Origin of the sequence: Streptomyces sp. NBC_01497 (genome assembly GCF_036250695.1) — a bacterium.
Classification (GTDB): Bacteria; Actinomycetota; Actinomycetes; order Streptomycetales; family Streptomycetaceae; genus Streptomyces.
The window spans coordinates 593,388-609,850 of sequence record NZ_CP109427.1; the positions used below are offsets into that span (position 1 = coordinate 593,388).

At 70.1% G+C, this 16,463-nt stretch carries 17 protein-coding genes; 8 read left to right on the plus strand and 9 right to left on the minus strand.

All coding sequences use genetic code 11. The features are described 5' to 3' along the window. Positions 1–2: 2 nt before the first annotated feature. Genes OG310_RS02595 through OG310_RS02605 form a run of 3 tightly spaced genes read right to left on the minus strand, consistent with a single transcriptional unit; the run spans position 3 to position 3,173 of the window. Positions 3–902 (minus strand): carbohydrate ABC transporter permease, encoded by a 900-nt coding sequence (locus OG310_RS02595; RefSeq protein WP_329454229.1) that lies wholly within the window; start codon positions 900–902, stop codon positions 3–5. Continuing rightward, a complete protein-coding gene (locus OG310_RS02600; protein ID WP_329454230.1) occupies positions 899–1,843 on the minus strand; it encodes a carbohydrate ABC transporter permease in 945 nt (314 codons plus the stop codon). Before OG310_RS02600 ends, OG310_RS02595 begins: the two co-directional genes overlap by 4 nt. A 10-nt stretch (positions 1,844–1,853) precedes the next feature. Further along, positions 1,854–3,173 carry an ABC transporter substrate-binding protein gene (locus tag OG310_RS02605; RefSeq protein ID WP_329454231.1) on the minus strand — a complete coding sequence of 440 codons (1,320 nt, stop codon included), beginning with the start codon at positions 3,171–3,173 and terminating at the stop codon, positions 1,854–1,856. 871 nt (positions 3,174–4,044) lie between these two features. Between OG310_RS02605 and OG310_RS02610 the strand changes: the two genes are divergently transcribed. Beyond that, positions 4,045–4,803, plus strand: a complete 759-nt coding sequence (locus OG310_RS02610; protein WP_329454232.1) for a DeoR/GlpR family DNA-binding transcription regulator — start codon at positions 4,045–4,047, stop codon at positions 4,801–4,803. A gap of 331 nt (positions 4,804–5,134) precedes the next feature. Here OG310_RS02610 and OG310_RS02615 read toward each other — a convergent pair whose 3' ends face one another. Next, positions 5,135–6,109: an ABC transporter permease gene (locus OG310_RS02615; RefSeq protein WP_329454233.1), complete on the minus strand. Its 975-nt coding sequence runs from the start codon at positions 6,107–6,109 to the stop codon at positions 5,135–5,137. 666 nt (positions 6,110–6,775) lie between these two features. Between OG310_RS02615 and OG310_RS02620 the strand changes: the two genes are divergently transcribed. The 3 genes from OG310_RS02620 to OG310_RS02630 all read left to right on the plus strand — a co-directional run bounded on the left by OG310_RS02620 (position 6,776) and on the right by OG310_RS02630 (position 8,725). Further along, positions 6,776–7,642, plus strand: coding sequence for an isocitrate lyase/PEP mutase family protein (locus OG310_RS02620; RefSeq protein ID WP_329454234.1), 867 nt, complete (start codon positions 6,776–6,778; stop codon positions 7,640–7,642). A 129-nt stretch (positions 7,643–7,771) separates the two neighbouring features. Next, positions 7,772–8,242 (plus strand): hypothetical protein, encoded by a 471-nt coding sequence (locus OG310_RS02625; RefSeq protein WP_329454235.1) that lies wholly within the window; start codon positions 7,772–7,774, stop codon positions 8,240–8,242. 330 nt (positions 8,243–8,572) lie between these two features. Continuing rightward, positions 8,573–8,725: a hypothetical protein gene (locus tag OG310_RS02630; protein WP_329454236.1), complete on the plus strand. Its 153-nt coding sequence runs from the start codon at positions 8,573–8,575 to the stop codon at positions 8,723–8,725. Between the two features lie 184 nt (positions 8,726–8,909). On the opposite strand, the gene OG310_RS02635 is transcribed toward OG310_RS02630, so the two are convergent. After that, positions 8,910–9,488 (minus strand): TetR/AcrR family transcriptional regulator, encoded by a 579-nt coding sequence (locus OG310_RS02635; RefSeq protein WP_329454237.1) that lies wholly within the window; start codon positions 9,486–9,488, stop codon positions 8,910–8,912. An 87-nt stretch (positions 9,489–9,575) separates the two neighbouring features. Between OG310_RS02635 and OG310_RS02640 the strand changes: the two genes are divergently transcribed. Both OG310_RS02640 and OG310_RS02645 read left to right on the plus strand, forming a co-directional pair. Beyond that, positions 9,576–10,019 carry a DUF1772 domain-containing protein gene (locus OG310_RS02640; RefSeq protein ID WP_329454238.1) on the plus strand — a complete coding sequence of 148 codons (444 nt, stop codon included), beginning with the start codon at positions 9,576–9,578 and terminating at the stop codon, positions 10,017–10,019. A 232-nt stretch (positions 10,020–10,251) separates the two neighbouring features. Next, entirely contained in the window at positions 10,252–10,677 is a 426-nt protein-coding gene (locus OG310_RS02645; protein ID WP_329454239.1) for a DUF4267 domain-containing protein, read from the plus strand. 309 nt (positions 10,678–10,986) lie between these two features. Here the strand turns inward: OG310_RS02645 and OG310_RS02650 are convergent, their stop codons facing one another. Further along, a complete protein-coding gene (locus OG310_RS02650; RefSeq protein ID WP_329454240.1) occupies positions 10,987–11,376 on the minus strand; it encodes a DUF4265 domain-containing protein in 390 nt (129 codons plus the stop codon). A gap of 371 nt (positions 11,377–11,747) precedes the next feature. On the opposite strand from OG310_RS02650, the gene OG310_RS02655 reads away from it, so the two are divergent. Together OG310_RS02655 and OG310_RS02660 are read left to right on the plus strand one after the other, a co-directional pair. After that, complete coding sequence (locus OG310_RS02655; RefSeq protein WP_329454241.1) at positions 11,748–12,614, plus strand: DUF427 domain-containing protein; 867 nt, start codon at positions 11,748–11,750, stop codon at positions 12,612–12,614. Positions 12,615–12,827: 213 nt separating this feature from the next. Continuing rightward, a complete protein-coding gene (locus tag OG310_RS02660; protein WP_329454242.1) occupies positions 12,828–13,544 on the plus strand; it encodes an SDR family oxidoreductase in 717 nt (238 codons plus the stop codon). 122 nt (positions 13,545–13,666) lie between these two features. Here the strand turns inward: OG310_RS02660 and OG310_RS02665 are convergent, their stop codons facing one another. The 3 genes from OG310_RS02665 to OG310_RS02675 all read right to left on the minus strand — a co-directional run bounded on the left by OG310_RS02665 (position 13,667) and on the right by OG310_RS02675 (position 16,454). Next, on the minus strand, positions 13,667–14,182 hold the full coding sequence (locus OG310_RS02665) for a CGNR zinc finger domain-containing protein (RefSeq protein ID WP_329454243.1): 516 nt from the start codon (positions 14,180–14,182) through the stop codon (positions 13,667–13,669). Between the two features lie 380 nt (positions 14,183–14,562). Further along, positions 14,563–15,435 (minus strand): carbohydrate ABC transporter permease, encoded by an 873-nt coding sequence (locus OG310_RS02670; RefSeq protein ID WP_329454244.1) that lies wholly within the window; start codon positions 15,433–15,435, stop codon positions 14,563–14,565. A gap of 11 nt (positions 15,436–15,446) precedes the next feature. Further along, positions 15,447–16,454, minus strand: a complete 1,008-nt coding sequence (locus OG310_RS02675; RefSeq protein WP_329454245.1) for a carbohydrate ABC transporter permease — start codon at positions 16,452–16,454, stop codon at positions 15,447–15,449. Positions 16,455–16,463 lie beyond the last annotated feature (9 nt).

A 16,463-nucleotide genomic window follows, 5' to 3' on the forward strand; every position in this document is an offset into this window, starting at 1 on the left:
GCTCAGCCCTTGAGGCCACTGGAGGTGATGGACTGGATGAAGGACTTCTGCGCGCCGAGGAAGGCCAGCATGACGGGCAGTACGGTGATGACATTGCCCGCCATGACGGCGGCCCACTGGGTGTGGTGCTGCCCCTGGAACGTCGTCAGCCCGAGTTGCAGTGTGTACTGCGTGTCGTGGTTGATGGCGATCAGCGGCCAGGTCAGGTCGTTCCAGGTGGTGAGGAAGGTGAGGACCGCGACCGTGCTGAGGGCGGGTTTCGACAGGGGCACGACGATGCGGAACAGCACCCGTAGCCGTGAACACCCGTCGATCCAGGCCGCCTCCTCCAGCTCTCGTGGCAGGGACAGGAAGAACTGCCGGAGCAGGAACACGGCGAACGGTGTGACCAGTGAGGGGACGATCAGCGCACCCAGCGAGTCGATCAGGCCGAGGCGCTTCATGACCAGGAAGGTCGGGATCATGGTCAGCTGGAAGGGCACCGCCATCGTCGCGAGCATCAGGAAGAGCAGGGCGCGCGAGCCACCGAACCTCATCCGCGCGAAGGCATAGCCGCCCAGCGAGCCGAGGACGAGGTTGGAGACGACCGCGGACGCCGAGACGATCAGCGAGTTCAGGAACCACCGGGGGAACATCGCGTTGCCGAGAACGTAGCGGTAGCCCCCGAGGTGGATCCCGGAGGGCCACAGCGCCGGCGGGAACCGGTTGATCTCCGCGTTGCTCATCACGGAACTGAGCACCAGCCAGACCAGGGGAAGTGCGAAGAGCAGGGCCAGCGGCGCGAGCAGCAGGTGCCAGGCGCTGAAGGGCAGGCGACGGCGCGGGGGCGGCGCGTCCGCGGGCGGGGACGTGCGGGGGTGCGCCGTCGCGCCGGTCGCGGTGGTGCTGGTCGTGGTGGTCATCGTGCTGCTCCCTCGGCGGACGTACGACGCCGGGCCAGCCGCATGGCTCCCCCGAACACCAGCAGGGCCAGGGCGAGGATGTAGGCGGCCGACGCCCCGTATCCGGCCGTGAAGTTCTGGAACGCCTGTTGCCAGATGAAGTACACGATGAGCGTCGTGGAGCCCAACGGTCCGCCCTTGGTGGTGACATAGACCAGGTCGAACACCTGGAGGGCGTTGAGCGTCTGCCACATCACCAGGAACACACTGACCGGTGTGAGTGTCGGCAGCACGACGTGGCGCAGCAGGTGCCACCGGCCGGCACCGTCCAGCTTGGCCGCCTCGATCAGAGGCTGCGGCACGTCCTGGAGCGCGGCCAGGTAGATCATCACGCAGAACCCGGTGCCGCTCCACAGCGAGATCACCACCAAGACGGGCAGCGCCTGCCCCGGGTCCGAGAGGAAACCCTGGGAGTGCAGACCGAGCTTGTGCAGCACGGAGTTGGCCGCGCCGAACTGGGGGTCCAGGATGAAGGAGAACAGCACGCCCTGGGCCGTCTCCGAGATGATGAACGGTACGAAGATGAGCGTGCGGTACAGCCCCACCAGCCGGATGCGCCGGTTCAGCACCAGTGCCAGCGCCAGGCCGAGAACCATGCTCAGCGGGACGTACAGCACCGTGTACAGCAGGGTGTTGCCGACGGCCTGGCTGAAGTGCGGATCCTCCGTCAGCGCGCGGTAGTTGTCGAACCCGACCCAGCGGCTCGGTGTCACCAGGTCGTCGGCCTGGAAGGACAGCAGCAGCGACCAGATGACGGGGACCACGCTGAGGCCGAGGATGACGAGGACGGAAGGGAGGACGAAGCCCCAGGCGGTCGCGGACTCGCGTCGGCGTCCGCGGCGCCTTTCGCGCAGTTGTCGCTCGTGGTCCGACAGCGTGAACGGAGCGGGCAGGGATGACATGGTTGGCTCCTCAACGCGGTATGACGAGGGCGGCCCTGGCCTCGGCGGCGCAGCGGCGCATCGCCTGCACCGGGCTGCTCCTGCCGAGCAGGACGGACACGATGGCCTGGCCGAGTGCCGTCGACACCTGGGCGTAGGCGGGGTGGTTGGAGCGGACACGTGCCGAGCCGAGCGCCTCGGTGAACACGTCGAGCCCGCTGGTCCGTGCCGCGTGCGCACGCCAGGCGGGCTCGTCCTCGCTGCGCCGGCTGAGCGGCAGGCTGCCCGCTTCGACATCCCAGACGACGTCCTGGTCGGGCTGGGCCAGCCAGGAGACGAAGGTCCGTGAGGCACGCACCCGGGCGCTTCCGTTGTCGAAGACCGTCCAGGTGTCGGGGCCGGAGATCGTCATGGGCCGGCGGCTGTAGCTCGGCAGCGGCACCACCGCGTAGTCGATCTTCGCCTCGCGGATGTCGGGGAGCTGCCAGGGGCCGGTCACGACCATGCCCATCCGCCCGGAGGTGAACACCTGGTACATCTGCTCGCTGCCGGGTTTGGGGTCGATGTAGACGCTCCGGGCGCGAGCGAGCGCCTCCACCGTTCCGAGGGCGCGTACCCCGGCGTCCGCGAAGCCGATACTGCGGCCGTCCGAGGCGATGATGTCACCGCCCAGGTCCCATACCATCGGCCACAGCCGCCACACAGTGTCCTCGTCCCCCACACCCGGCCAGCCCGTGCCGAAGGTGCCGCGCCCCGCGTTGGTGAGGCGGCGGGCGGTGTCCTCGAACTCCTCCCAGGTCCAGCCCTTCTCCGGCAGGGGCAGGCCCGCCTCACGGAACAGCTTCTTGTTGCACACCACGGCCAGCGCGTCGAGGACCGCGGGCGAGGCCCTGACGTGCCCGTTGATCGTGACGGCCGCCCTCGCCGGCCCCCAGTAGTCGGTCCACGGGTCGGGGCCCGAGCGCACCGTCTCACTCAGGTCGACCACCTTCGGACTCCGCGCGACGCCGGCGAGGTCGGACCCGAAGATGTACGCGATGTCGGGGTAGGAGCCGGAGGCCAGCGCGGCGGTGACCTTCTGGAGCATCGAGTCGGCCAGCACTCCCCCGCCGAGGTCGACGGAGATGTGCGGGTGGTCGCGGGTGAACCGCCCCACCAGGTTCTTGATGGCCTTGAGACCGACGTCGGTCTGGCCGTGCCACATGTTGATGGTGACGCGCCCGTCAGGCCCCACACCGTCGTCGGCTCCCCCGGCGCATCCGGACAGGGCCGTGGCCACGGCCACGCCCGCGCCGGCGCGCAGCACACTCCGGCGCGGGAAAGGGGCGGAATCGTGCCGGCCAGCAACCACGGGGCCTCCAAGCAGGTTTCGACGAGCGGGGTACGGGCGAAGACGCTGATGTGCGCAAGGGGGCGGCCCGCACCCGGAGAGCACGGCCCGGGGCCGGATCACGGACGCCGATGCGGGAGCGACAACGGCGATGGGCGGGTGTGCCGCCATCGGCGTCGACTCGCGCAGGCTCCGGCACCGCCTCGCCCCCGGCGCACCCCAAGCGGGGCACGAGGGGCCCGGCAGGCACTGTCGGCGCGAGCCGGTGGGCGCTCGCCTCACCAGGTGGTGCGGACGAGGACGCCCTCAGCGCGCTGTGAGCGCGGTGCGGGCCGCGTGGCTTCGATGAGCGCGCGGGCCCGATCGCACCCTTGCCCGTCCCGCCGGCGCGGAGTCACGGGTCAGGCGGATACGGGACGGCGCGCGGGTTCTCGGTACGCGGCGCCATCGGCGGTTCCCGACCGCCGGAAGGGAGTGCGACGAGCGGGGCGCCCCTCGGCGCGGCGCCGAGGGGCCGACTCCTCACGGCACGGCGCCCGGAACGATGTCCCGTACGGACGGGCGGTGTTGGCAGGCACCTCTGATATGCGGACGTTCATCATCGAGCTCCGGCTGAGCGCGGGCACGTCCCCGCCTCGGGTGATGGCCGACCACCCTGGCGACTTTGTCCGGGCTCGCGGCATCACACCGTCCACCGGCTAGGCGTACCTCTGACACCGACTACTGGTGCGGCGTCCGCAGCAGTAAATCGAGCAGTATTCGTCATGTCAAGAGAGTGAATCTGATCAAAACTGCTCGTTGAAGGCCGAGTGCTGCGGCGGGTATTTGCCTATACGGTGCCCTTGTACCCGGTGAAACGCGCTCGACGAGCGAGGATGGCTATGCTGCGGGCATGCTGAGAACTGAGCGCCATGCGCGCATCCTTGAGCATGTCTTCGCGAAGGGCAGCGCGGGCGTCGAGGAGTTGTGCCGGCTGCTGGACGTCTCGGGGGCCACCGTTCGGCGCGATCTGCAGCAGTTGGACGCGCAGAACCTCCTGCGGCGGACCCACGGCGGGGCGGCCGTCGGGAACATCGGCCTCGAAGCCCCGCTCAAGTACCGCAGCGAGCGGCGGAAGCCGGAGAAGATGGCGATCGCCCGCGCCGCCGCCGCCCTGGTGCCGGCCGGCGCGGTCGTCGGCATGACGGGCGGCTCCACCGCGACGGAGATCGCCCGCCTGCTGGCCGAGCGCGGCCCCGTCACGATCGTCACCAACGCGGTCAACATCGCCGCGGAACTCATCCTGCACAGGGACGTCACCCTCGTCGTCATCGGGGGCACCGCACGCAGTGAGAGTTTCGAACTCGTGGGCCCCACGGCGGAGAAGGCGCTCGCCGAATACCACACCGACATGACGTTCCTCGGTGTGGACGGGATCAGCGCGGCCCATGGCTGCACCACGCACGACCAGTTGGAGGCCGCGACCGACCGGGCCTTCACCAACAGCAGCAGTCGCACCGTCGTCGTGGCGGACAGCTCGAAGATAGGAAAGGTGACCCTCGCGAAGATCTGCCCACTGTCCGCTGTCGCGCACCTCGTCACGGATCGCGACGCCTCGAAGGAGGAACGGGACCGCATCGCCGCAGCGGGCGTCCCCGTGATCACCGCCTGACGCCCCTTCCTTCACGCCCCCGATGGGGCCGCGAGCCCTCACGAGCGACGACACCCGGCGAACCCCCCCGATGCCGGCGGTGCCCGACCCCGTGGGCGGGGCCCGGCACCCCACCGTGCGAGGAGGATCAAGGGGTCCGGGGCGGACTGCCGGGCCGGCTGACGTCGTCGGCCCGGGTTGCCGCCCAGTCGACGGTGTCCGGTCTCCTGTGTCAGGCTCCTCCTCGGCGCAGCCGGGCGCGGCACCGGGCGGCGCCCCCGGGCCGCACCGCCGCACCTCGCTCGGGGCGGCCCGAACGTGTGGTGACCGCCCCGTCACGCCGTACCGCGATTCAGCCGCGCCTGGCGATGCTCCGTGCGCGGAGGCGGTCCGCGGTGATGGCCAGGCCCAGGACACAACCCAGCACGATATTGGTGTAGTTGGTATTTGCCTGCAGTGTCGTCAGGCCGTTGTTGATGAGTTCGAGCAGGACGGTGCCCGCCACGATGCCCAGGATGCGGCCCTGCCCGCCGACGAGGCTGACCCCGCCGATGACGGCCGCCGCGATCGCCGACAGCTCCCAGCCGACCCCCACTCCGCTGGCGGAACCGACACTCATCCGTCCGAGCACCATGATCCCGGCGAACGCCGAGAGCAGTGAACTGGTCACGTACATCGACACGATGCGGCGGTTGCCCCGGATCCCGGCGAGCCGGGCCGCCTCGGGGTTGCCGCCGACCGCGTAGACCTGCCGGCCGGCGTAGGTACGCTCCAGGAAGAACCAGGCCGCCACCGCGACCGCCACGAACAGCAGGGGCGGCAGGGGTATCTGGGCGACGTACGTCTGCCCGATGTCGCCGAACAGGCCGCCGATGCCGGTGATGGACGCGCCGGAGGTGATCGCCAGGGTGACGCCCTGCGCCACCGTGTAGGTGACCAGGGTGACGACGAACGGCGCCATCCGCAGCCGGGTCACGGCCAGCCCGTGCATCAGTCCGACGCCCCCCGCGATCGCCAGGGTGACGAGGATGGCGAGGATCGGCGGCAGGCCCGCTCGGACGTTGAACCAGGACATCAGGATGACGCTGGTGCCCAGCAGTGCCCCGACCGAGAGGTCGATGCCGCCGGTCAGGATCACCAGGGACTCGCCGATGGCGATGAGCCCGTACTGCGCGAGGTCGAACCCCATGCCCCGGAGGTTGACTGCCCCGGCGAATGCCGACTTGTCCACCGTGAGAGCCACGAAGACGACCACGCACGCGATGGCCACCCCGACCTCGGGCGTCTCGGCGAGCCGGCGTACGAGCGACGCACGCGTCTCGTTCACGGCGTCCGCCTCCGGCTTCGCCGGTGCGGTGCGTTGCGCGTCGGCAGGGCCCGCAGCGCGCAGCGCCGCCCGTCGCGAGAGTCACGCGACGGTGGGGCACCGACCGCGCCCGGCTGGACCCGGCCGGTCCGCGTGGGTGCCGGCCACCACGCCGCGCCGGGGGCACGCCGTACGTCACCGATCGTCCGGCCCTACCGGCCGCATGCCGCCACGGCATCGCGCCCACCCCCTTCCGCCGGTCCTTCGCGGGGATTTGCGTCCCGGTGCCGAAACGTTCCGACCTCGGGAAACGGGGCTTCGGGCAGGCCGATGGCCCGCTGCGCGGCACGGTCCGGCCGCCCTCGCTAAGCCCATCCCACTCGGTGACTCAGAGTGGCGACACGGTGAATCCGCCCGTGTGTCTTCAAGTAAAGGAATGGTCATGCCGGTATAGATATGCCTGTGCTCGCAAGGGATTCCGAAATCCCGGGCGTGCGCAGCTCGCGCACACGACGCCGTCGTACCGTCCTTCACGCTGCGCCGAACCCTCCGTCCGGTCAGGGATTCGGTTGTGCGGCGCGCCCCTCGCCCACCAGCACACACGACCGTCGGGTTGCGACGGGCCGGGACGCCCCGGTCCCCCGCCCCGGCGGTCGTAGGTGACAGGCCCACGCAAGGAGAACCCTCATGCGTTACGGAAGTACGCTGCGAGACCAGGTCCGTTCGCCTGGAACGACTCCGCTCATCGGCATCTACGACATGTACTCGGCGTCGCTCGCCGCCCAGCACTACGACGGTTTCTTCGTGTCCGGGTTCGGGTTCGCCGCGTCCCACTACGGCCTCCCGGACATCGGCTTCATCGCCTGGCCGGACATGGCCGCGTTCGTGGAACGGCTCCGTCTGGCCTTCCCCGAGCACCACTTGCTCGTCGACATCGACGACGGCTACGTGGACCCCGAGGTCGCGTGCCACATGGTGCAGAGACTGGAGCGGATCGGGGCGTCCGGAGTCATCCTGGAGGACCAGAAGCGCCCCCGTCGGTGCGGCCACGCGGACGGCAAGCTCGTCCTGCCGCTCGACGAGTACCTGGAGAAACTGAACCTCGTACTGGCGAGCAGGCAGGACATGGTGGTGGTGGCACGCACCGATGCCACCGAGGAGGACGAGATCCTGCGCAGGGCGCAGGCCCTCGCGGAGACCGACGCGGACGTGATCCTCGTGGACGGCGTGCGCAGCGTCGAGTGGATTCGCCGTATCCGCAAGGTGATCGGTGACAAGCCGCTCCTGTTCAACCAGATCGCGGGCGGGAAGTCCCCCCGGCTTTCCCTGTCCGAACTGACCGACCTGGAATGCCAGGTGGCCATCTACAGCACACCGTGCCTCTTCGCCGCGCACACCGCCATCGACACGGCACTCGGCGAACTCAAGAAGGCCGACGGCCGGCTTCCCGAGTTCTCGGTGCCGGGATCGGTGGGCGTGCGCACCGCGACGGAGTTGCTGGAGAAGAACATCAGCCGGCATCACGTGGCCGAGCCGCAACTCGCCTCCTCCTGACCGGCAGGGCGGCGGCTGTCGGACACCACCCGTGTTCGTGGCGCCCGACGGCCGCCGCCCGGTGACGAGTTGGACCGCAAGGACACGACGAACGGAAAAGATCACCCCCCGAGCGACTGGAGTCGCGGCATGGCAATCACCTCGTCCACAGCGCGCACCACCCTGGCGGTCGCCCTGACCGTGCTGTGCGGAGGGCAGTTGGCCACGGGCACGGCACGGGCCGACGGGCAGGAGACGGGTACGCCGACGTACGGACTCTCCCTGATCAGCATCGACAACTCCGGCGCCGACTCATGGCTTGAGGTGGACAGGACACTGAACGTGCTGGGCCCCCTGAGCAAGGGCACAGCGGGCAGCGACCACGACGGAGGCGGGGGCGCAGTGGAGCAGTACGTGTCGGGCTCCTCGACAGTGGGTCTGCAGGCCGCGCCGCAACACCGGGACGGGGACGAGGAGGAGGGCGAGCAGGCGGATTCGGCGGCGTGCGGAGGCGACGATCCCGAAGGGGATGCCGACCACGACACCCCGGCGCCCAGGCGGCACTCCGGCGCGTGCGGCCCCGCCCAGGCGGCTTCCGCGCCTCGGAACGCACAGGAGTGAAGTCCGTTCCCGATCAACGGCGGTACGGTGCCGGGCCGCGTGGTCCGGTGGATTCCGGCAGCGGTCGTCGCGATCGCTCCCGGGCGCCGGCACCCTCGGCGCTCGGACCCGGACGCTGTAGACGCCACGTCGACAGCGGCGGCGGGGCCACTGCTCGCTCGCTGCGGCCGCCCGAGATCCCCTGCGCGTCGACATCCACTCCGCGCACCGATCCCCCTCGCCATCGGCCCGGCGCTCGGTCCCGGGCACCAAGGGAACAGAGGTCGGCGCCAAGAACCACCCGCGGACCCGCCGCCCGATGAGCGGCGGCAGGACGTCCTGGACGAGGACGTGGTCCGGGGCTCCCCGCTGAAGCAGCACGCCGACCTCAACTGCCCGGCCCGCAACAGCTTCGCCGCCCGCCCGGCACGCGAGGACCCGTGCCACCTGCGTGGTCCGTCGACCGTCCGGCTCGACGAGGAGGACGAGGCCTCCGTCGCATGACGCGGCGTCAGGGCACACATCGGTCGTGCTCCCTGGGCGATGCCGCTTCCGGGGTGGGTGCCCGCCCGGGGCAGGGGCCCGGCGATCTGCGGCTACGCCGCGTGGGCGCGAGCGACACGAGCGATGCCGCGGGCAGGCGGCGGGGCCCGAGGGCCCCCGGCTGCCCGCCCGCCGGGGCGGCGTGTCAGACCACGGCGAGCCGGTCCACGAGCAGCTCCACCCTCTGTGCGGCGTCCTCCGGGAGCAGCCGTCCCGCTCGCGTCAGGGTGGCCAGTCCGTGCAGGGCCGCCCAGAACACCTCGGTGAACAGCCCGGGGTGGACGCCGTCCCCGGCGACCTCGCCCAGGCTCTCCAGCAGCGCGGCGAAGGCGTCCTTGAGAGGCTCCGGCGTGTCCTCCCGCGCGAACGCCAGGCCGCCGTCGAGCTGGAACAAGGCGTCGTAGGCCGCCGGGTTGCGGGCGGCGAAGTCGAGGTAGGCGCGCGCGAGAGCGGTGACCCGTTCGCGTGGGGCGTCCGTGCCGGAGGCCGAGGCCCGCACCGCCGCGGCCAGCTCCGCTGCGCCCTGGAGGGCGACAGCGCCGATGATCTCGCGCTTGCCGCGGAAGTGACTGTAGAGGACGGGCTGGCTGTATTCGATGCGCTCGGCGAGCCGGCGGGTGGTGACCGCGTCCCAGCCACGCTGCTCGGCGAGTTCGCGGGCTGTCGCCACGATGAGGCGTTCGCGATCCGCCCGTTCGCGCTGCTTGCGTTCCTGTACCGACATGATTCGATTCTAGCATCGCTAGACAATCAAGCGGGAGTAGTACTAGCGTTGCCTCATCACCTAGCAACGCTAGATAACGGGGGCATCATGTTCAACGCACTCGAGGTCGTCACCACCGTGATCGTCGGCGTGATGGTGGGGGTGGAGTTCTCCGTCGCCTTCGTCATCAACCCGATCCTCAACGCGCTCCCCGAGGACAGCGGCCAACTCGGCCACGCCCACGGGGGCCGGATGCTCGGCGCCGTGATGCCGGTCTGGTACATCGGCTCGCTCGTCCTCGTCGCCATCTGGGCCATCGCCGGATGGCACCACGGCACCGGCCTGGTCGTCACCGCCGGCGCGCTGCTGGCCCTGACCGTGGTCATGTCGCTCCTGCTGCTCGTCCCGATCAACAACCGGAACAAGACGTGGACCCCGGACAACCGGCCCGCCGACTGGAAGGAGCAGATGACCCGATGGGACCGCTTCCACTACGTCCGCGTCGCCGCCCTCATCGCCGCCTTCACCCTGCTCGTCGCCGCCCTCACCTGAGCGCGCGGGCCGGCACGAGGCCGCCGGCAGCACCCTCCCCACCCCCGGGCCGCAACCGGCATACGCAATCCCGGCATTCGGGCATACGGCTGCCGCTCCGTTCTCTCCATGGCGATCCCGGCAGACCACTCCCCTCGATCAGCCGCGCTCGGCGCGGCCGATCGGGCTCCACACGACTCAGCAAGCTCCACGAAGCTCACCAGTCCGACGAAGACTCGCAAGGAGAAGAACCATGTCGCTGAAGAAGACCAACACCGTCCTGGCCGCCGCCTTCATCCTCTTCATCCTCTGGTTCGGGGCGGAGTTCATCCTGAGCCCGGAGACGACGGCGCCGGGCTTCGGCCTGCCGAGCTGGCCGTCCGGCGACGGCGACGGCTTCCTGATCACCAAGGGAATCCGCGACGTCGTCCTGGCCCTGGTCCTGGGCATCCTGCTGGTGACGGGGCACCGCCGGGCCCTGGGCTGGGCGCTGCTGGTGGAGGCCCTCGCCGCGTACGGCGACATGACCACCGTGCTGGCCCACCACGGCTCCGTGGCCACAGCGCTCGGTGTCCACTGCCTGACCGCGACGCTGATGGTGGTCAACGGCCTGCTGATAATGCGCGAGACCCGCAAGGTCGCGGCCGCTCCGGCGGCGCCCGCCCCGCAACCCGCCTGACGCCGACTCGGCGTGTCTCGCTATTCGCCTGTCAGTTGCCTGCGGGGAGAGGCGAGGCGCACCATCTTCCTCAAGTGGGCGCCGGCCCGCTCCTGTTCCCCGGCATGGGCGGCGCGGCCCCTGCCCTGATGCCCATCAGCAGATCCAGCCCGACCTGATCATCCCCACCGGCGAGCGCAACGGCCGGACCGGCAGCGTCGCGAGCATCTACCGGGTCACCGGGTCACCCAAGCTCGCGAGCGAGGCCTGAGGCACCCGAAGCCGACGCCGCCTGAGAACTCCTCACGCAATGAAGCGTTCCGATTCGGGTCAGGAGTCGATCTCCCAGTGGAGAGCACTGGCTCGGGCGGGTGCTTCCAGGACCTCCACAAGGGCTGCCGGGTCGGTGCCGGGTGACAGGTCCACCGAGAGGTAGGTGCCCTGAAGCCACTCGTGTGCCAGGCCAGCAGTTGCGACCTTGTCGTGCAGGAGCTCGTGCAGCTGATCCCGGTCTTGATGCTCCGCGACGAGGGCGACGCGAAGGGTCCGGTGGCCGGACTTCTGTACCACCGAGGCGACCAGGTGGTTGCTGTCGATGGTCACTACGTCGCGGTAGCAGATTCCGTAGGTGAAGAAGGGCAGACAGGCCACCTCGAACCTGTCAGCGGTGAGCTGGCGGGTCCACAACTGCTCGCGCCAGCCGTCCTGTCGGTCCGACATGTCAGCATGAATCATGTAGTTGGTGGGGCCCCGGCCGATGGGGTCCTCATGCGTGATGATGGCGATGGGGTGCCTCCCGAGCCGGATCCCGACCTCAAGATTCCGCATCATGCCCTCTGTTGGAACGCGGCGGGCCTCCTGCGGTCGTCTCAAATGATGATGAGTTCGGGTGACAGGGGCAGCAACAACGCGATGCGCCACTCCCCTTGGAGGCGTCACGGGCAGCAACGCGCCCCTGGACGCCCCCCGGGCCCAAACAGTCACACAACTAACCACTAAATGTAAATTGACAGGTTAGGTGCGAGCTTCTAGCCTGGACTCGTGAAGACCGGCGGGCACACAGGTTCCGCCCTTCCGGAAGGAGGAACATCATGGGTCTGGCATGGCAGCAGGGTCCTCTTGCGGGGCGGCCGGTCGGCAGGTTCCTGACTCCCGATCCCCTGCCGGAGAGGCTGCTCTTCGCGGAGCCCCTGCGCCGGCGCATGCGCGTGAGGTTCGGGGACCGCTGGATCGCCGACAGTGAGGACGTACTCGTCCTGCACGAGCCGGGCAGATACCCGGTGGCCTACTTCCCACTCGCCGATGTGCGGGAGGGTTCGCTGGAGGAAGCGGGCCGCACCACCGCGCATCGCGAGCTGGGTGCGACCGCCTGGTACACGGTGCGCGGCGGCGGGCGCGAGGCGGTCCGCGCGGCCTGGCGCCATGCTGAACCGCCGTCCTGGGCGGACGAGTTCGAGGGGCGCGTGGCATTCGCCTGGCGCGCCGTGGACTCCTTCTACGAGGAGGACGAACGCGTCCATGGACACGCGGCGGACTCCTACCACCGCATCGATATCCGCGACACGTCGCGTGAACTGGTGGTGGCGGACGGGGACCGCGTGGTGGCACGGTCCCGGCATCCCGTCGTGCTGTACGAGTCCGGCTTCGCACCGCGCTGGTACGTGCCGCGCGAGGACATCGACGGGAACGCCCTCATCCCGGTCGACGGTAAGACGTTCTGCCCATACAAGGGCGTGGCCGACTACTACGCGATCGGCGGGACCGCCGGCGCCGCCTGGTCCTGTCGGGACGCCCATGCAGAGGTCGGCCGGGTGTCCTCCATGGTCTCCTTCGAGCCGGACAAGGTCGCCGTGAGTCTCGATGGCCGGCGCCTCGAACCCGCGCCCGGCCAGAGGGTGATTTCCCATGGCGCGGACCGGGGACTCGATGTACACGAGGCACGCGAACCGTCGACGTGAGCGGCAGCGCCGGGACGTGCGGCAGGGCCGGACTGGGGCCCGGCCGGGACGCGCTCGCGAGACCTGCGACCTGAGCGGACTGGACGGGTGCGGCATCCGGGCGACGGCCTGTCCCCCGCGCCGGTGGGGGCGACCGGGCCGCCCGTGCACCGCCGGATCACCGGAAACCGCTGAGCCGAGAGAGTCACGAGAGACAGAGATCGAGGACACGTCATGTCACAGGAGCTTCGGGACACCACAGTGCTCGTCATCGGCCGGGGCGGCGGGATCGCCCGGGCGACCGCGCTGGCGGCACGAGCGGCCGGCGCACGGGTGGTCGTCGCCGGCCGCGATCAGGGGACGCTGTCGGCGGCGTACGACGATCCGGGCATCACGGCGGAGCGCGTGGACGTCACCGACGAGGGGTCCGTCGAGGCCCTGGCGGAGCGGCTCGGCGAGGTCGACCACATCGTCTCGACGGCGTCGGCGCGGGCCCGCGGGCTGGTCGGCGACCTCGCCCAGGACACCGTCCGGCTCTCCTTCGACGTCAAGGTGATCGGTCCGATGCTGCTCGCCAAGCACTTCAAGGGCCGTATTCGCGACGGCGGTTCCCTGACCGTCCTGTCCGGCTCCTCGGCGCGCAAGCCCGTCCCCGGGATGCTCGCGGTGGCCGCCACGAACGCGGCGGCCGACGCCGTCGTCCAGGCGCTGGCCGTGGAGCTCGCGCCCGTGCGCGTGAACGCCGTCTCGCCCGGGACCATCGACACCGGTGCGTACGACGCGCTGGGTGAGGAGAAGAAGGCCGGGCTGTTCGCCGACCGGGCCGCCCGCAACCCGGCACGCCGCATCGGCACCGCGGAGGACGTCGCCGGCGCGGCCCTCTTCGCGATGACGAACACCTTCCTGACGGGCGCCTCGCTCCCCCTCGACGGCGGTGAACCGCTCGTCTGAGGAGCGAGCGGGACGCCGAGGATCGCGGGCCTCGGCGTCGTCCCGTACCCGTGCGGGCGGGACGAGAGGCGGATCGTGCCACCCACGGATCGGACGTCCTGAGCAGTCGGCCGTGATGCCGGTCAGTCCGCCGCGTTCTCCTTGGCCCGCGCGTAGTGCCTGCGGGCCTTCATCCTGTTGCCGCACACCGTCATCGAGCACCACCGCGCCTTGTTGGGTTTGCTCCTGTCCAGCAGGAACAGGCGGCAGTCCGGGTTCGCGCAGGGCCGCAGCCGGCCCGGCTTGGCCCGCTGCAGATGGCCCCAGGCCAGCACCGTCATGACGACCGGCATGCGCGCCTCGGGGGCTTCCAGGCGCCACTCAAGACCCTCCGCGCCGATGTCGGGCACGCAGGAGGTCGCGGTGAGGAACTTCTGGAGGACGGCGGGCTCCTCCTGCTTTCTGACCACCTTCTGCAGGACGTCCCTGGCGCGGCGGAGCGTCCGCAGATCGGCACCGGCCGCTTCCAGCCCGTGCTCGTCCAGCCACGCACGGGCACCGTCGTCGTCCGCGAGGAGATCCTGCTGGGCACCGTTCACCACGGGGGTGGTGTTGAGCAGTTCGAGCAGCTCGTCCTCGTGGACTTCGTCGATCCTCATCGTCTCCCCTTGCTCCCACCGCCGTCACGACCAGGGCCGAAACAGTAACCCTAACCCATTCAGAATACTGCAAGGGTTAGCAATCGGGCAGTGTCGCCGCATTCCCCACCGCAGAGGGCGGCCGGCGGTGCGCACGAGGCACACGCCGGTACCGGGCCGGAGTGCGGCATGGGGGCCGGTAGGCCGGGGTCCAGGCAGGGCGGTCCATGGCCCGCCCTGCCTCGGCGGTCGCCGCGCACACCGCGAGCGGACGCCACGCTCACCGCACCCGCCGAAGCGGGTCATCGCGTCCCCGGACGACCGTCCGGGCGTACGCGACGGGTGTCAGGGAGTGCGGCAGGACGGTACCCGCCTGTCGATCGCCGACCGGCCGGGGTGGCCTATTTGAGGCCCGTCGTGGCCACTCCCTGCACGATCTGGCGCTGGAAGACCAGGAACACCGCGATGAGCGGCAGGAACCCGAGGACCGAGGACGCCATGACCTCGGCGTACTGGATATTGCTGTTGCTGAGTAGCGACGCGAGGCCCACGGGGATCGTCTGCGAGGAGGTCTGGTTGAGCACCAGCAGCGGCCACAGGAAGGCGTTCCACGAGTTGATGAACGTCAGGATCGACACGGTCGCGACAGCCGGGCGGCAGATCGGCATGCACACCGTCCGGTAGATGCGCCACCAGCCGGCCCCGTCGATGCGCGCGGCCTCGATCAGGGGGCGCGGGATGCCCTTGAAGAACGCCTGGAAGATGAACACCGACACCGGCGCGGCGACCGATGGCAGCACCAGGGCCCAGTAGGTGCCGAGCAGGTGCAGGGACCGGTACTCGACGAACTGCGGCAGCACCAGGGCCTCGGTGGGCAGCATGAGCCCCGCCGTGACCAGCGCGATGACCGCCGCACGGCCGCGGAAGCGCAGGAACGCGAGAGCGAACCCGGCCATCGAGCAGAACAGGACGGTGAAGACGACCGCGAGAGCGGCGATCACCAGGCTGTTGAGGTACCAGGTACCGATCGGGTAGTTGTCCCAGGCGTAGGCGTACGCGTGCAGGGACCAGCCGCCGGACAGCGGGGACATGGGGTGCTGGGTGATCGAACCGTCCGAACGCAGCGAAGTGACGATCGCCCACCCGAACGGCACGAGCCAGATCAGCGCGAACAGGGTCATGCACACGGCGCAGAGCCGGTTGAAGAGTTTCGCGCCGTTGACGCCGGGCGGGCCGTCGGCCGCGGTGCGCCGCGGCTGGATGAGGGTGCTCAAGGTTCCTCCGCTCAGGCACCGGCGCGGGGCGCGGCAGGGGTGGTGGCAAGGGTGGCGGTGGTCGGGACGGTACGGGTGGCCGCGCGGGTCACGCCACGGCGGCGCAGCGCGTACCAGGCCGCCGAGACGGCGACGATGAGGACGAAGTAGACCATCGTGGCCGCGGCCCCGTAGCCGCCCCGGTAGGAGGTGAAGCCGGTGTCGTAGATGTACTCGATGACGGGCCGGGTGGACTGGTTCGGGCCGCCGCCGAGCAACAGGTAGATCTGGTCGAAGACCTTGAGCGAGGCGAGGATCTGCAGGATGAGCACCAGACTGGTGGTGGGGCGCAGCAGCGGCACCGTGATGAGGCGGATCTGCTGCCAGGGGCTCGCCCCGTCGATGGCCGCGGCCTCGTACACGTCCGGTGGGACGTCCTGGATCGCGGCGGTGTAAAGGACGAAGTTGAAGCCGAACGTCCACCACAGTGTCATCAGGATCACCGCGGTCCAGCCACCGGACGTGCTGCCGAGGAAGTCCGGCGGGGCCAGCCCGACCGCTCCGAACAGCTTTGGCAGCAGGCCCACTTGGGGCGTGTACATCCACAGGAAGATCAGCGCGACGACGGACGAGGGCACCACGTACGGCGCGAAGAACGCCAGCCGGTAGAAGACCCGTCCGCGCCTGATCCGCGACGCCAGGACGGCGGCCAGCAGCGCGAGGAGCACCAGCAGCGGGGTGGTGATCAGGGTGAACAGCACGGAGTGCCACAGGGCGTCCCAGAAGAGGGAGTCCTTGACCACCTTGGTGTAGTTCGACACACCGACCCAGGCGCCCAGACCGTCCTTGACGGTGGTGGTGTTGAAGAAGCTCAGCACGATGCCCATCAGCAGCGGGCCGACCAGGAACACCAGGTAGACGATGAGGAAGGGGGTGCTCAGCAGCAGCCCGGCCCGCCGGTCGGAACGCGGCGGCCGGTCGGCAACCTCCCGTACGGGCACCGGGCGGGAAGCCGGTCGCGTGGTGGTGACGGTCGTCATGGGCAGCCT

Bases quoted from the DNA above. Each gene is read 5' to 3' on its own strand.
- OG310_RS02595 (WP_329454229.1), bottom strand. From the start codon at position 902: ATGACCACCACGACCAGCACCACCGCGACCGGCGCGACGGCGCACCCC.
- OG310_RS02600 (WP_329454230.1), bottom strand. From the start codon at position 1,843: ATGTCATCCCTGCCCGCTCCGTTCACGCTGTCGGACCACGAGCGACAA.
- OG310_RS02610 (WP_329454232.1), top strand. From the start codon at position 4,045: ATGCTGAGAACTGAGCGCCATGCGCGCATCCTTGAGCATGTCTTCGCG.
- OG310_RS02620 (WP_329454234.1), top strand. From the start codon at position 6,776: ATGCGTTACGGAAGTACGCTGCGAGACCAGGTCCGTTCGCCTGGAACG.
- OG310_RS02625 (WP_329454235.1), top strand. From the start codon at position 7,772: ATGGCAATCACCTCGTCCACAGCGCGCACCACCCTGGCGGTCGCCCTG.
- OG310_RS02635 (WP_329454237.1), bottom strand. From the start codon at position 9,488: ATGTCGGTACAGGAACGCAAGCAGCGCGAACGGGCGGATCGCGAACGC.
- OG310_RS02640 (WP_329454238.1), top strand. From the start codon at position 9,576: ATGTTCAACGCACTCGAGGTCGTCACCACCGTGATCGTCGGCGTGATG.
- OG310_RS02645 (WP_329454239.1), top strand. From the start codon at position 10,252: ATGTCGCTGAAGAAGACCAACACCGTCCTGGCCGCCGCCTTCATCCTC.
- OG310_RS02650 (WP_329454240.1), bottom strand. From the start codon at position 11,376: ATGTCGGACCGACAGGACGGCTGGCGCGAGCAGTTGTGGACCCGCCAG.
- OG310_RS02655 (WP_329454241.1), top strand. From the start codon at position 11,748: ATGGGTCTGGCATGGCAGCAGGGTCCTCTTGCGGGGCGGCCGGTCGGC.
- OG310_RS02660 (WP_329454242.1), top strand. From the start codon at position 12,828: ATGTCACAGGAGCTTCGGGACACCACAGTGCTCGTCATCGGCCGGGGC.
- OG310_RS02665 (WP_329454243.1), bottom strand. From the start codon at position 14,182: ATGAGGATCGACGAAGTCCACGAGGACGAGCTGCTCGAACTGCTCAAC.
- OG310_RS02675 (WP_329454245.1), bottom strand. From the start codon at position 16,454: ATGACGACCGTCACCACCACGCGACCGGCTTCCCGCCCGGTGCCCGTA.